This is a genomic window from Polynucleobacter sp. JS-Fieb-80-E5 (assembly GCF_018882015.1).
GTDB lineage: Bacteria > Pseudomonadota > Gammaproteobacteria > Burkholderiales > Burkholderiaceae > Polynucleobacter.
On record NZ_JACVPH010000003.1, the window covers coordinates 48,682 to 64,489 of the forward strand.

The 15,808-nt window shown below is 46.1% G+C and carries 9 protein-coding genes; 8 read left to right on the top strand and 1 reads right to left on the bottom strand.

The window, feature by feature from the left end; genetic code table 11:
- Nucleotides 1-26: 26 nt before the first annotated feature.
- Nucleotides 27-2,549 carry a PAS domain-containing sensor histidine kinase gene (locus ICN44_RS05130; RefSeq protein WP_216262998.1) on the bottom strand — a complete coding sequence of 841 codons (2,523 nt, stop codon included), beginning with the start codon at nt 2,547-2,549 and terminating at the stop codon, nt 27-29.
- Between the two features lie 205 nt (nt 2,550-2,754).
- Between ICN44_RS05130 and aceE the strand changes: the two genes are divergently transcribed.
- The 8 genes from aceE to ICN44_RS05170 all read left to right on the top strand — a co-directional run bounded on the left by aceE (nt 2,755) and on the right by ICN44_RS05170 (nt 15,797).
- A complete protein-coding gene (aceE, locus tag ICN44_RS05135; protein WP_216262999.1) occupies nt 2,755-5,451 on the top strand; it encodes a pyruvate dehydrogenase (acetyl-transferring), homodimeric type in 2,697 nt (898 codons plus the stop codon).
- Nucleotides 5,452-5,466: 15 nt separating this feature from the next.
- Nucleotides 5,467-7,071 carry a dihydrolipoyllysine-residue acetyltransferase gene (gene aceF, locus ICN44_RS05140; RefSeq protein WP_216263000.1) on the top strand — a complete coding sequence of 535 codons (1,605 nt, stop codon included), beginning with the start codon at nt 5,467-5,469 and terminating at the stop codon, nt 7,069-7,071.
- Between the two features lie 9 nt (nt 7,072-7,080).
- Nucleotides 7,081-8,859 carry a dihydrolipoyl dehydrogenase gene (gene lpdA, locus ICN44_RS05145; protein WP_216263001.1) on the top strand — a complete coding sequence of 593 codons (1,779 nt, stop codon included), beginning with the start codon at nt 7,081-7,083 and terminating at the stop codon, nt 8,857-8,859.
- Nucleotides 8,860-8,970: 111 nt separating this feature from the next.
- Nucleotides 8,971-9,831 (top strand): helix-turn-helix transcriptional regulator, encoded by an 861-nt coding sequence (locus ICN44_RS05150; protein WP_216156913.1) that lies wholly within the window; start codon nt 8,971-8,973, stop codon nt 9,829-9,831.
- Nucleotides 9,832-9,957: 126 nt separating this feature from the next.
- Nucleotides 9,958-12,942: a molybdopterin cofactor-binding domain-containing protein gene (locus ICN44_RS05155; protein ID WP_216263002.1), complete on the top strand. Its 2,985-nt coding sequence runs from the start codon at nt 9,958-9,960 to the stop codon at nt 12,940-12,942.
- Complete coding sequence (locus tag ICN44_RS05160) at nt 12,939-13,778, top strand: xanthine dehydrogenase family protein subunit M (RefSeq protein WP_216263003.1); 840 nt, start codon at nt 12,939-12,941, stop codon at nt 13,776-13,778. The genes ICN44_RS05155 and ICN44_RS05160 overlap by 4 nt, the downstream gene beginning before the upstream one ends.
- Nucleotides 13,775-14,269, top strand: a complete 495-nt coding sequence (locus tag ICN44_RS05165) for a (2Fe-2S)-binding protein (protein WP_216263004.1) — start codon at nt 13,775-13,777, stop codon at nt 14,267-14,269. The genes ICN44_RS05160 and ICN44_RS05165 overlap by 4 nt, the downstream gene beginning before the upstream one ends.
- Nucleotides 14,262-15,797 (top strand): AMP-binding protein, encoded by a 1,536-nt coding sequence (locus ICN44_RS05170; RefSeq protein WP_216263005.1) that lies wholly within the window; start codon nt 14,262-14,264, stop codon nt 15,795-15,797. The genes ICN44_RS05165 and ICN44_RS05170 overlap by 8 nt, the downstream gene beginning before the upstream one ends.
- The last annotated feature ends 11 nt before the right edge of the window (nt 15,798-15,808 follow it).

A 15,808-nucleotide genomic window follows, 5' to 3' on the forward strand; every position in this document is an offset into this window, starting at 1 on the left:
CGTGAGGTGAATCTATAAATTCGAAGTTAAACAGTAGCCTTGGATTCAGGGGATTCCAGTGGTAGAAGTATTGTAAAGGTGCAGCCAGCCAGCTTGGTCTGTTCTGAGTCTTGGACATTGGTTGCCCAAAGCCTGCCATGGTGAGATTCAATAATGGAGCGGCAAATATTGAGTCCCATGCCCATTCCGTCGGACTTTGTGCTGAAAAACGGCTCAAATATGCGTTCCAGGACGTTTTCCGAGATTCCGCCCCCTGCATCGGTCACCTGGATTCTGAGCATGGCTGGGAAGATGCTGGTGTCCAAATCTGCGCTAATCCGAACTGGCGGCGCTGACCAACGGGAGGAAAGGGGGTAAGCCTCACGGACGCTATCCAAGGCGTTTTTCAGAAGATTGACCACTACCTGGAGGATTAGGACTGGATCCAGGTTAACTACGGGCAGATTTTCAGCAATTTCCGAGCTAATGACTAAGCGATGGCGGTGGGCTTCAATTTCAACCAAGCCAACTGCGTCATTAATAATTTCAGTAATGTTTGCCGCTTTACGTTGAGGCTCACTGCGTTTTACAAAACCTCGTATGCGCTGAATGATGGTGCCAGCACGATGGGCTTGTTCAGAAGCCTTTTCTAATGCCGGCAAAATATCTTTAGTTAGCGCAGGGTCAAGATGCCCATCCAAGCGCTTAGCAACACCCATGCAGTAGTTTGATATGGCTGAAAGAGGTTGGTTTAGTTCATGAGCTAAAGAGGATGCCATTTCACCCATTGTGGTGAGACGACTAGTGAACTGCATCCGCTCTTGTTGTTGCAGGGCTAAATCATCTGCTTCTTTACGAGCAGTAATGTCAGTGGCAATCAATAGCTGCGCAAGATGTCCATCTACCCACGGGATGTAACGACGTCTAACTTCAAACCATTGATTATTCTCATCACCTAGCTGAACTTCTTCTGACTCGGATTCTTGGTACAGGAATGATGTTGGAATTTCAGGGGGAGAATCCTCAAGATCTTCTGCAATATCTCGCATCGTCGTGTTGCTGGTATCGCTGCCAGCTAATTGGAAGTGACCTTTAGAGTTATCTCCAAAGCGCTCGCGGTAAAAACGATTAGCAAATAGCAGGGCGTTAGTTTCTAGTGAGACCACCGACACAGCTGCGTCTAGACTTTCTAGAACAGTGGTGAAGCGATCTTGAGAAGCAGCTAATTCTTCGCGAATCTTTTTAGGCTCGGAAATATCAATTAATGAAGTAACCCAACCAGTCTGCTTACCTTTTTCATTTATTAGTGGAGCAATAAAGGTACGGGTCTGTATCAAGGAGCCGTCTTTCTTTAAGATCGCTCCTTCGATGCCGACCCTCATGACAACGCTGATGTCGGACTTCATTGCCCGATTCATTTTCTCAACCAGTTCATCTCTTCTGCTATCTGGCCAGAATGGAAAGGGCGGAGTGAGACCTATTAACTCTTCTGATGTCCAGCCTGTCATTTCGCAAAATGCTCGATTCACATAAGTAATGCGCTTTTGCATATCATGCGCACGAATGCCCACAGGAGTGGAGTCTTCCATGGCATTACGAAAGCTGGTTTCTTTGCGCAGGCTTGCTTCTGCCTCTTGGCGTACTTGCATTTGCTTTAGTACAGACCACAAGCTCCAAACCACGAATGCGCTTAATCCGATCACGACTCCAATTAACATCCTGAAAGTGAGGTTGGTTGGCGGAGGATAGGTATCGATGCGTAAATTAATGTTGGGGCTTAAGACCCCAATGTCTAAACTTGTCTGATTGCTAAATGCTCTTTTAGGGGTATCTCTATCGGAAGAAATGCCCAATACTCTTTCATTGTCGGTGAGCAAGGTAAAGCGGTAATGGGACTTCAGTTCACTAGGCAGGGCATCCAATATTCCTTGAGTCGTATAGAGTGCTGCCAAGAAACCAACCACTTCTCCACCAACAATATTGGGTACCACTTGCCATAGAACGATTTTTCTATCGGTGGGGATCGGAGCGTCACCTGGTAAATTTAAGGAAACAAACTGGCTAAAGGCTGCTCGACTGGTTACTCGGCTAAGCTCAATAGTTGAGGCAAGACTGGAATTAATGAGCTGATCATTTTGAGTTTTGCTAATCCAATCCGATTTGTTACTTTCAGCGGGAGCTGCCCATAGCCGCTGATTTTGATTATTTAACCAAATGATTTTGACGATCTCATGGTTATTTAAAACGAGATCTTCTGCTTGCTCGCGCGCAATTTGTCTGAGCTTGAATTGATCCTCGTTTGCAGCCATTTCTCGATTAATCGTTGTTAATGCATCAAGGTTGCTAGCGAAACGAGATTGAATACGCTGTTTGGCAAATGACAGCTCTCTAAATAGGGCAGCCTCTTGCTGATTCTTTTCTTGTAAATGCAGCGTACCCAAAATAATGCCCATGACTACTGTAAAGAGAACAATGGCTAAAAGCGGGGTGTAAACAATCCTAAACCCGCGTATTTTGCGGAGCCACCTAAAGGGGCTGAGGACTAGGCTGGAAAATGCTGTTTTTCTCATGAATACTAAGCATTTTGCCTGATTTGCTCATCCAAAATGCCATTTCTTCCCGTTTCATAGCTTCTTATTTGCACCGCAATAAAATACCACATTATGAGAAATACTATCATTATGTGGAAAATTGCTTGTTTACACCCATATACCTTCCTAGAATGTTGCCTATAGAGTTGATTACAAATTAAGCATTATTCAATGGAGACAAAAAATGGCAGCAGTTCCAGACCAAGTATTAGGTAAACAGAACACTCAGGATGCGGATCCTGGTGAGACTCAGGAATGGTTACAAGCGCTCGATGGCGTGATTCGTAACGAAGGTCCCGAGAGAGCTGCCTATCTCATTGATCAACAAATTTCTCACGCTCGTGTAAACGGAGTAGTGCAGCCATTCCATGCTGAGACTCCTTATATCAATACTATTCCTGTTGAAAATCAAGCACGTTTACCTGGCGATCAAAATATAGAACATCGCATTCGTTCATATACGCGGTGGAATGCTATGGCGATGGTGCTGCGTGCGAACAAAGATACAAACGTTGGTGGACACATTTCATCGTTCCAGTCAGCAGCTACTTTGTATGACGTTGGCTTCAACCATTTCTGGCACGCACCGTCGCCTGAGAATGGTGGCGATTTAATATTTGTGCAAGGACACTCTGCTCCCGGCGTCTATGCACGTGCTTATATGTTGGGCCGTCTCGAAGAAGGTCAGCTCAATAACTTCCGTCAGGAAGTTGGCGGCAAAGGTATCTCTAGCTATCCACATCCTTGGTTGATGCCAGACTTCTGGCAGTTCCCAACCGTATCGATGGGTTTAGGCCCGATCATGGCGATTTACCAAGCGCGCTTTATGAAGTACCTAACAGACCGCGGCTTCATTCAAGAGCAAGGCCGTAAAGTTTGGGCATTCCTGGGCGATGGCGAAACCGACGAACCAGAATCCTTGGGTGCGATTGGTATGGCCGGTCGTGAAAAACTCGATAACCTGATTTTCGTAATTAACTGTAATTTGCAGCGTCTAGATGGACCAGTGCGCGGCAACGGCAGCATCATTCAAGAGCTTGAGAGCGAGTTCCGCGGTGCCGGCTGGAATGTGATCAAAGTAGTGTGGGGCGGTCAGTGGGACGCTCTCTTTGCGCGCGATAAAAAAGGCATCCTGATGCAGCGCTTAGGCGAGATCGTTGACGGCCAGTATCAGACTATGAAGTCTAAGAACGGTAGCTACGTTCGCGAGATCGTTTTCAATACTCCAGAATTAAAGGCCTTAGTAAGTGACTGGAGTGATGATGAAATTTGGCAGCTGAATCGCGGTGGTCATGATCCACATAAAGTGTATGCAGCATTTCATGCGGCGGTCAATCACAAGAATCAACCTACAGTGATCCTAGCCCACACCATTAAAGGTTATGGCATGGGTGGCTCAGGTGAGGCGATGAACATTGCCCACCAAGCGAAGAAGATGAACGATGACGACGTGCGTCGCTTCCGTGATCGATTTGAGATTCCCGTTAAGGATGAAGAGTTGGACGAAATGCCTTTGGTCAAGTTTGCCGAAGGTAGCCCAGAATTGGAGTACATGAAGGCGCGTCGTCAAGAGTTGGGTGGTTACTTGCCGCAACGTCGCACCAAAGCAGAGAGTTTGCCAGTTCCTACTTTAGAAGTATTTGCTCCATTGCTTGAAGCCACTAGTGAAGGCCGTGAGATTTCTACAACCATGGCATTTGTACGCATACTCAATACAGTAGTGCGCGATAAGGTGTTGGGTAAGCGGGTGGTACCGATTGTTCCAGATGAGTCCCGTACTTTTGGTATGGAAGGCATGTTCCGTCAATTAGGAATCTGGAATCAATTAGGACAACTTTACACACCAGAAGATCACGATCAATTGATGTTTTACAAAGAGGACAAGACAGGTCAAATTCTGCAAGAAGGTATTAATGAAGCCGGCGGTATGTGCGACTGGATCGCTGCTGCGACTTCTTATTCCACTCATGGCGTACCCATGTTGCCTTTCTATATCTTTTATTCCATGTTTGGTTTCCAGCGTATCGGTGATTTAGCTTGGGCTGCAGGGGATATGCGTAGCCGCGGTTTCTTGCTAGGTGGTACAGCTGGAAGAACTACCTTGAACGGCGAAGGCTTACAGCACGAAGATGGCCATAGTCATTTGTGGAGTGGTGCGGTTCCTAACTGCATCAGCTATGACCCAACCTTCTCATTTGAATTAGCTGTAGTGATTCAGGATGGTATGCGTCGTATGTTGGAAGTTCAGGAAGACGTTTACTACTACGTTACTTTGATGAATGAAAACTATTCACACCCAGCAATGCCTAAGGGTGCGGAGAAAGACATCATCAAGGGTATGTATAAGCTCAAGTCTGTTGGTGATGACAAGGCAAAACTGCGTGTACAACTCTTAGGTTCGGGAACGATCTTCCGTGAAGTGATTGAAGCTGCAGAGATTCTGCATAAAGACTGGGGTGTTGCTTCAGACTTGTGGGGTTGCCCAAGCTTTACTGAGCTAGGTCGCGATTGGACTGCAGTTCACCGTAGCAATCTGCTGAACCCAACTGCTGCACCCGCCTTATCTCATGTAGAGAAATGCTTGAAAGATACTACAGGCCCAATCGTTGCAGCTACCGACTATGTTCGTTTATTTGCTGAACAGATTCGTCCAGCAATTCAGCACATGGGTCGCCGTTATGAAGTATTGGGTACTGATGGCTTTGGACGTTCTGATACTCGTGAAAAACTCCGTGACTTCTTTGAGGTAGATCGTCGCTGGGTCGTTCTCACTGCCTTGAGGTCGTTGGTTGACTCTGGTCAGCTTGATCGCTCTAAGTTGGCTGAGGCGATTCAGAAGTACAACATTGACACTACTAAACCAAACCCAATGACGGTTTGATAAGAGACAAATACTATGAGTCAAATAATTGAAATCAAAGTTCCGGATATCGGCGACTATAAAGATGTACCAGTGATCGAAGTCTTGGTTAAAGCCGGTGACAAGATTGAGAAAGAGCAATCCATCGTTGTGCTGGAGTCTGATAAAGCCACCATGGATGTTCCTTCTTCACACTCAGGCATCGTCAAAGAAGTTAAGGTAAAGGTAGGCGACAACCTGTCTGAGGGATCTCTTGTAATTACCTTGGAAGAGGGCGTGGCAGCAACAACTCCTGCATCAGCGACAGCAGTAGCAAGCGCTCCTGCACCAGTAGCAGCTGCCAGCGGCGGATCCCCCATCGAAATCAAAGTTCCGGATATCGGCGACTATAAAGATGTACCAGTGATCGAAGTCTTGGTTAAAGCCGGTGACAAGATTGAGAAAGAGCAATCCATCGTTGTGCTGGAGTCTGATAAAGCCACCATGGATGTTCCTTCTTCACACTCAGGCATCGTCAAAGAAGTTAAGGTAAAGGTAGGCGATAACTTATCCGAAGGATCGGTAGTTGTCATCTTGGAAGGTGGAGCATCTGGTGTATCGACTCCTGTGTCTACTCCTGCAGCTGCACCAGCCGCGCCAGCAATTAAAGCGGTAGAGCCACCGATTGCGCGCGCACCCGCACCGCCACCTATCAGCAATACTCCTCCGCCAGTAGACTCTGCAGTAAGTCATGCAAGTCCATCTGTGCGTAAGTTTGCGCGTGAGCTTGGTGTCACTATTACGCAAGTTAAAGGATCTGGCCCTAAAGGCCGCATTACTCAGGAAGACGTCCAAGCATTTGTGAAGGCGGCTATGAGTGGTGGTGCAGGTAGTCCTGCGGCTGCTTCAAGCGGCGGTAGTTTAGGTGGCTTGAATCTGATTCCTTGGCCTAAGGTTGATTTCACGAAGTTTGGTGAAATCGAGCGCCAACCACTCAATCGTATTAAGAAACTTACTGCAGCCAATTTGGGTCGTAACTGGGTGATGATCCCAGCCGTGACTTATCACGAAGATGCTGACATCACTGATTTAGAGGTATTCCGCGTTCTCACCAATAAGGAGAATGAGAAGAAGGGTGTCAAGATCACGATGCTGGCTTTCTTAATGAAGGCTGCAGTCGCTGCATTGAAAAAATATCCAGAGTTCAACAGCTCTTTGGATGGTGATGATCTGATTTTGAAGAAGTACTTCAATATTGGATTTGCCGCAGATACTCCAACTGGATTAGTTGTGCCGGTCATTAAAGATGCCGATAAGAAAGGCATCTTTGAGTTAGCTAAAGAAACTTCTGACTTGGCGGCACTCGCTCGTGATGGCAAGTTAAAGCCAGATCAAATGCAAGGCGCTAGCTTTACGATCTCATCACTAGGTGGTATCGGTGGAACGTATTTCTCCCCCATCGTGAATGCTCCTGAAGTAGCGATTATGGGCGTGAGCAAAGCGGCCATGAAGCCAGTGTGGGATGGTAAGCAGTTTGTGCCGCGACTTATTTGCCCGCTGTCTCTCTCTGCAGATCACCGCGTGATTGATGGTGCTTTAGCTACCCGCTTCAATGTGTACATTGCACAGCTCTTGGCCGACTTCCGTCGCGCCAGTCTGTAAGGGGGGTCTATGGCTAAGCAAATGATCCTTGTGCCGGATATTGGCGATTACTCAGATGTACCCGTCATTGAAGTGCTAATTAAAGTTGGTGATGTTATCGAAAAAGAGCAGGCGCTACTAGTTCTCGAATCCGATAAAGCAACCATGGAAGTTCCAGCCGATGCTGCAGGTACTGTTACGAGTATTGCCGTCAAGCTTGGAGATAAAGTGAGTAAAGGTTCTGTGATTGCGGAGATAGAGGCTAGTGGTGCAGCGCCTGCGCCTCAACCAGCTCCAGCAGCAAAACCTGCAGCACCAGCCACACCTGCTGCCATTGCTCCTGCTCCAGTAGCAGGGCAGTACAGCGGTAAGGTTGATCATGAATGTGAAGTGTTGGTACTTGGTGCTGGCCCTGGTGGTTATAGCGCAGCGTTTCGTAGCGCCGACTTGGGCATGAATACCGTTTTAGTGGAGCGTTACCCCACTTTGGGTGGGGTTTGCTTAAACGTTGGGTGCATTCCATCTAAAGCATTGCTACACACTACCTCAGTTATGGATGAAGTCAAAACCATGGCTAAGCACGGCATTACTTTTGGCACACCGAAGATTGAGATTGACCAGCTTCGCGGTTACAAAGAGTCCGTCATTGCTAAATTGACCGGTGGTCTTGCTGGTATGGCAAAGGCTCGTAAGGTAAAAGTAGTACGTGGTCTAGGTAAGTTCTTGGATGCAAACCATGTCGAGGTTGAATTAACTGATGGTACTGGTCAGGATCTCACTGGTAAAAAAGAAGTGGTGCGCTTTCAGAAGGCCATCATTGCCGCTGGTAGTCAGCCAGTGAAGCTGCCATTCTTACCAGAAGACCCGCGCATTGTAGATAGTACCGGTGCTTTATTGCTCAAGAGCATTCCAAAGCGGATGCTTGTTATTGGTGGCGGCATTATTGGCCTAGAGATGGCTACGGTTTACAGCACATTAGGCTCACGCATTGATATCGCCGAGATGATGGATGGCTTGATGGCGGGTGCTGATCGTGATTTAGAAAAGGTCTGGGAGAAGTTCAATGCCGGACGTTTTGAAAAGATCATGCTTAAGACTCGTGCTGCTAAGGCAGAAGTAAAGCCTGACGGAATTCAAGTTTCTTTTGAGGGCGAGAACGCGCCAGCTGAACCACAAACATATGACTTGGTATTGGTTGCAGTAGGCCGTACTCCGAATGGCAAAAAGATTGATGCCGGTAAAGCGGGTGTGCAGGTGGATGAGCGCGGCTTTATTCCAGTTGATAAACAAATGCGGACCAATGTCTCTAATATTTTTGCAATTGGCGACTTGGTTGGCCAGCCGATGTTGGCTCACAAGGCAGTACATGAAGGTCACGTTGCTGCGGAAGCTGCTGCTGGAGAAAAATCCTACTTCGATGCCAAGCAGATTCCATCGGTTGCCTACACTGATCCTGAAGTGGCATGGGCTGGCTTGACAGAGGAGCAATGTAAAGCTCAAGGTATTGCTTATGAGAAGGGTTTATTCCCATGGGCAGCTAGTGGACGCGCGATCGCTAATGGACGTGATGAAGGTTTCACAAAACTCATTTTTGATGCTACTACCCATCGCATTATTGGTGGCGGTATTGTTGGCACGCACGCTGGCGATTTAATCGGCGAAGTGTGTTTGGCAATTGAGATGGGTGCTGATGCGGTGGATATCGGTAAAACGATTCATCCACATCCAACGCTAGGTGAATCAGTAGGACTTGCGGCTGAAGCAGCTCACGGCCATTGCACTGATTTGCCGCCTGTCAAGAAAAAATAGATTTCAGATAGACCCCAGCAATTAAAAGCCCTGAGAAGTTAGGGCTTTTTCTTTTGCAGTGCAATATAAAAATGCATATCACTATGGTCTGTGTATGAGATGATTTAACGCATGTCAAAAGTAATACGACTTCTTCACGGCGATTTTGGTAGGGTGGCGCTTCTTGAGATGGATGCGCCCTTAGTCACCCATGCGCATCATCACTGCCACATCTTATGCAAGGTGGCGGGCCCAGATATTGCTTTTCAGGTTAGGGGACAGCTATGCCCCCTAACAGATGACAATGCAGTTCTCATCAATGCCTGGGAAGAACATTCCTACCTTCATTTACCAGTGAATGGTGAAAATCCCATTTTGCTTGCGTTGTACCTGGAACCAAAGTGGTTGGCATCGTTTAGCAAAAAATTCTTAGCAAGTAGCCATCCTCGTTTCTTTATTAATAACTTGTCTGGGTTAGGTAACCATCAAAAGCAGGTATTGGAAAAGATCTCAATGGAACTTTGGTGGGCCGATCAGATTACCCATGACTACCTTGAATCCATCTTGCTTGAGCTCGTGCTGAGTTTTATGGATGATGCCGACCTTCTAACCCAAGGTGATTTGCGTAATTCAGGCAATTCATTGGCATTTATGGATCCAAGAATACGAAAAGCAATCCATATCATGCGCACATCTCCTCAAGGGTTTAGTGATATTTCAATGGTTGCTCAAAGTGTCGATCTTTCGCGCTCTCACTTTTTTGAGCTCTTTAGGCGATGCACTGGACTTTCACCCGTTGTATTTGCGAATGTACTCAGAATGGAGTTTGCATTTGATGCCCTTGCCGATAAAGGGGAGAGCTTGATTCATATTGGTGATGAGCTCGGTTTTTCTGCTCAAAGCCATTTCACCCGATTCTTTAAGCAGCATCAAGGGGTCACCCCGAGCCTCTATCGTCAGCAGGTAGAAAAGGCGCCCAAGCTAGACTCTTAGGGTTTTCCTGATACACATAATCGGACTCTAGGGTAAGTAATCGGACTTTAAGGTAAGCGTCCTCTTAGTCTGATCATTAAGCTTCTTTCAGCATTAATTATTCTTAATTTAGCTGAAAAGATTGCATTGAAAACAAGTTCAAACTATTTAGGCAAGGCATGTGAGCGTGTAGAAGATATTGCTCTTCTGACGGGTGGGGGTCGCTATCTGGATGATCTTCCGTTGCCAGTTGGAATCTTATATGCTGCTGTGGTTCGTTCACCCATTGCGCATGGAAAAATTATTTCTGTAGATATAGAACCAGCATTACAGATAAAGGGGGTCAGGGCAATCCTGACAATCGATGATGTTCAGGCCTGGTCCAATCCATTGGTCGTTGCCGTTAAAACTCCAATGCGTCAGTGGGTGCTGGCCAATGAGTATGTGCGCTATGTGGGCGAGCCTATAGCAGTAGTCATCGCTGAATCAAGAGCTTTGGCAGAGGATGGGGTTGAGAAGGTTGAATTAAACATTCAGCCACTTCCTGCGGTTGTCGATGTAGATATTGCACTATCAGATACATCGATTATTCTTCATCAAGACATTGGTAGTAATTGTGTTTTAGATCGATCACATCAATACGGCGATCCTGAGGGGGCATTTAATAAAGCTGCCAGTATCGTCGAGGTTGATATTCGTTATCCCCGCAACTCCTGCACACCCATAGAAACTGGTGGAGTTGTTGCTCAATGGCGAGGTGCAGACTCTTCGTATGAAGTAACGTCAAATTTTATGGGGCCATTTTCACTGCATGTAGTCATGGCTGCGGCTTTGAAGGTGCCGGGAACAAAGTTGCGTCATCACGTTGCCCCTGATTCAGGTGGCAGCTTCGGAGTTAAGCAATCCGTCTTGCCATACATCATCATGTCTTGCTTGGCATCGCGTAAGGCAGGCGCCCCAGTGAAATTTATCGAAGATCGCTTAGAGCATCTTCAAGCAGCCACTTCTGCGACCTCCCGCCATACTCATTTACGTGCAGCTGTGGATGGGGATGGAAAAATATTGGCATTAGACTACGATCAAATTGAAGATTGTGGGGCTTATTTAAGGGCGCCTGAGCCGGCAACACTTTATAGGATGCATGGTTGTGTTACCGGCCCTTATCAAATCCAGAATTTAAAAATTCGCAATCGTGTCGTATTAATTAATAAAACTCCAACCGGATTGGTTAGAGGGTTTGGCGGTCCTCAGGTTTATTACGCACTTGAGCGTTTAATTCAAAAAATCGCAAAAACTTTAGGTAAAACGCATCAAGAAATCGCGGCATTAAATTATGTTCAAAAAGAGCAGTTCCCTTACCGAGCGGCTGCAGGTGCATTGCTAGACTCAGGTGACTATCAAAAGGCCTTAAAAACACTAGAGAGCTCACCAGAATTTAGAAAATTATTAGATCGTAGAGATCAGGCAAGGAAAGAAGGACGCCACTACGGAATTGGTATTGCGTCGATTGTTGAGCCTTCAGTGTCCAATATGGGCTATATCACTACCGTCCTTACAAAAGAGCAAAGAGCAAAAGCAGGCCCTAAAAATGGCGCCATCACCTCTGCGACAGTCAGCATAGACCCCTCTGGTAATATTGCGGCAAATATTGCTTCAGCCCCTGCTGGACAGGGCCATCAAACGGTCATTAGTCAATTATTGGCAGATGTTTTTGGAGTACTGCCATCCCAAATCCAAGTCAATGTCGATTTTGATACTGCAAAGGATGCATGGTCTATTGCCGCCGGTAATTACTCGAGTCGTTTTGCTGGTGCTGTCGCGGGAACAGTATTTTTGGCTGCGGAAAAGTTGAAGGCGCGAATTGCGGACTACGCTGCCCACCTACTTAAGGTCAAGCCGGATCAATTAATTTTTGCAAACGGCAATATATCTATTATTGGTTCTGAGGACAGCGGTATACCCTTTTCTAGGGTCTGTGGAAACTTTCACTGGTCACCTGGATTAATTCAAGAGGCTCTCGGAAGAGAAGCAATACTTGCGCTACAGGAAACACAGTTTTGGAGCGCAGATGTTTTAGAGGCTCCCGATGAGGCTGATCGAATTAATACTTCTGCAGCATACGGATTTGCTCTTGATGCTTGCGGCATAGAAATAGATACCGAAACCTGTTCTGCAAAGATAGACCAGTACATTACCGTGCATGATGCGGGCAGGATATTAAACCCAGCCTTAGCGGATGGGCAGATATATGGCGCGTATGCCCAAGCAGTGGGCGCAGCCCTTTTTGAAGAGTTTGTTTATAGTAGTGATGGCAATTTTCTCTCAGGTACTTTTGCTGACTATCGTTTGCCTACTGCAAGTGATATTGGTACTCCAAAAATTTATCATCAAGAATCTCCAAGCCCATTTACGCCATTAGGTGCCAAAGGAATTGGCGAGGGTAATAGCATGAGTACCCCTGTTTGTATTGCAAATGCAATTGCAGATGCTTTAGATGTTGAAGAAATTGTTCTGCCTGCAACCCCCAGTCGAATTCATGCGCTTCTTGTGGGCAAAGGTTTGTTAAAGCTTGACAAACCTTCTAGTCAAGTTTCATCAATGGCTATAAATACTGACTATCCTTTGAAAGCTCAGGGCGCGGTTAGATTGCAAGTACTACCTGAGGATATTTTTGCTGTATTGCTTGATCCAGAAAGATTAAAGAATGTCATACCAGGTTGTGAGTCTATTCATAAAAAAATAATTGCAAATGGTATTCAGTTTGACTGCATTGCAGTTGTGCGCATTGGTATTGCAAAGGCCCGATTTGCGGCTAAGGTTGAATTAACGAATGTACAAAGCCCTAATAGTTTCACCCTAGGCGGTGAGGGTCGGGGCCCCCTAGGTATGGCTCTCGGAATGGGACAAGTTGACCTTACAAAAGATGGCATTGTGACTGTACTGAAGTACGACTACCAAGCGCAAGTATCGGGAAGGCTTGCGGCAATTGGAAGTAGGTTATTGGAGGGCGCTATTCGATTGGTATTAGATCAGCTATTTAGAGCCCTTGCAAAAGAAGCTGGAGCAAAACAAGAAGGCATATTTAAAGCTCTGATTGGCAGACTATTTGCTTTATTAGGAGCAAGCAAATGAAATCTGCTCCTTTCGTGATGCACCAAGCCAGCTCTAAAGAAAATGTTTTGGAGTTGCTGGATAAGTATGGTGAAGATGCCCGCATTATTGCCGGAGGACAAACTCTTGTCCCTGTCTTGGCAATGCGGGTGGCTAGCCCTGATCACTTAATTGATATTAATAAGGTTGAGGAGTTTAAAAGCTTCAATGTATCGGGCCATGCGCTTCGGGTTGGGGCAGGCGTAAGGCAGTCTGAATTAGAGCATTGGAGTGATCTTGGTAAAACCCAGCCATTATTAAGCATGATGTTTCCTTGGATTGCTCACGTCCCTATTCGAAATCGTGGAACTGTATGTGGGTCGATTGCGCATGCTGATCCTAGTGCCGAGCTGGTCCTTGGATTGTCAGTACTAGAGGGTTCGGTCTCTCTCGTAAGTAAGAAGAAGAAGCGAGTAGTTCATGCCAAAGACTTTTTCCTGGGAGCCCTTCAAACCAGTCGTCAGCCAACGGAATTCATTGAGTTTGTCGAGTTTCCTATTCGTGGGCCAAATGCTGGTTTTGGGTTTGCTGAATATGGTTATCGCCACGGAGACTTTGCAGTAGTTGCCGTAGCAGTTATTAAGGAAGATGATCGCTGGACTATAGGATTTGGCGGCATTGATGATGTTGTGAGGGTTTATAAATGTATTGCAAGTTCATTAGATGGGGTCTATCAATTTATTGATGATTTAGCGGCCAAAACTGAGGCGAGAGAAGATCCCACGGCCACCGCAGGATTACGTAGACATTTGATGCGCTCACTTGGAATGCGCGCGTGTCAACAAGCCATAGATTTTAAAAGTGAAGAAATGAAATGAAGAGCCACTTGATAAAGCTGAATTTAAATGGGGTAGAGCGTGAAGGTTCCTGTGAATCACGCACAACATTGCTAGATTTTATTCGCCATGATTTGGGGGCAACGGGTACTCATGCAGGTTGTGAGCATGGCGTATGTGGCGCATGTACGGTTGAGGTTGATGGGCAGATCGTACGTTCTTGTCTCATCTTTGCATGTCAGGCTGATGGCGCCATAGTAAAAACTGTAGAAGGCCTTGCAAAGTCAGGGGAGATGTCTGATTTGCAAAATGCCTTTAAGAAGCATCATGCATTGCAGTGTGGATTTTGTACTTCTGGATTTTTACTATCGGCAGAGGATTTTCTCAAAAAGAATCCCCATCCAACTGAGCTAGAGGTGCGAGAAGGTTTATCGGGAAATTTATGTCGCTGCACTGGATACGTTGGAATTGTCGAGGCAGTTTTAGAGGTTGCCGCATCCAGAGCGCACAAAAATGGAGGAGAGCATGCTTGATTTAGGTCGAACTTTTTTGCAGGCTGTTGAGCGTGAGCCTAATAGACTAGCGATTGTAGATGGAGACAGGCGCCATACATATGCTGAGTGGGCACTTCATATTGGCGCTATTCAACAGTTTTTTTACAAGCAAGGCCTAAAACGTGGCGATCGTATTTTGACTGTTTTGCAAAATCGATACGAGGCGGCAACAATTCATTGGGCATGCCAGATGGCAGGCATAGCTATTGTTCCTTTAAATTGGCGTTCCAAGCCAGATGAAATTGATTATTGTGCGCAAAATGCTGATGTGAAATTAGCATTTGTTGAGGAGATATCTCTCAACAATTACCTTGAATCCGAAACAAGTAACTCTATCTCTGTAATTCTCTGTATGGAGAAAGCTGCCTTAGATGGATATACCTATTTTGATCAGTTAATTCAGGATGGATTCGAGCCTGAGGCATGCGGCCATGTTGAGGATATATCTGTCATGCTTTTTACATCTGGCACGACAGGAAAACCAAAAGGGGTCCCAAGAAAGCAGCGAGCAGAACGCGCGGCAGGAATTGCACACGTTGCGCAAAATCAGTATGCAATGGGTGAGGTGACTTTAGGGGTAATGCCGCTCTATCACACTATGGGGGTAAGAACGCTGTTGTCTTTATGTATTGTGAATGGTACCTATGTTGCAGTACCACGTTGGGATGTGAATAAAGCGATAGAGGCAATCGAGAGTGAGGCTGTAACTCACCTTTATTTGGTGCCAACGCTATATCATGACATGATTCAGTCAAGTCATTTTAATTCGGCTCGAGTGAAGACTGTTAAGAAGCTTGGGTTTGCTGGGGCCCCTATGCATGATGCTTTATTACTTAAATTAAACGAAGCCTTTTCTCCTGAATTATTTGTAAATCACTATGGTTCAAGTGAGATTTACACATACACCATCAATCAGATGGCGGCATTAAAGCCAGGCTGCGCTGGAAAGGCCGGTATCAATGCGCGTATTAGAGTGGTGCAACTGGATCAAGGTTCCGTGCAAACATCACCAAGTCAAGTAGCAGCTTCTCATGAAGAGGGGCAGATCATTTGCGATCTCTCGGGTGATGAGGCATTTGAGGGTTATTGGAAGCGACCTGATGCTGATCAAAAGTCTATTCGTGACGGATGGTATTTCACGGGGGATACGGGCTACTTTGACGAGTCTGGTGACTTATTTGTTACTGGTAGGGTCGATGACATGATTATTTCTGGGGGAGAAAATATTTCCCCCGTTGAAATTGAATCTATTTTGTCTTTGCATCCTTCTGTGAGTGAAGTGGCCGTTGCAGGATTAAAAGATGATCGCCTTGGGCAAAAAGTAGTTGCCTTCATTAGAGCTTCGGGGAGTGTAGATTCCGATGTCTTAGATGAATATTGCCGAGGATCCGATTTGATTAACTTTAAACGCCCTCGAGAGTATGTATTTGTTAAAGAAATTCCCAAGTCGCCAGTAGGAAAAGTGCTGCGACGCATGTTAGTTGCCGGCGAATACGAAAGAGCTTAATTTTTTTTACC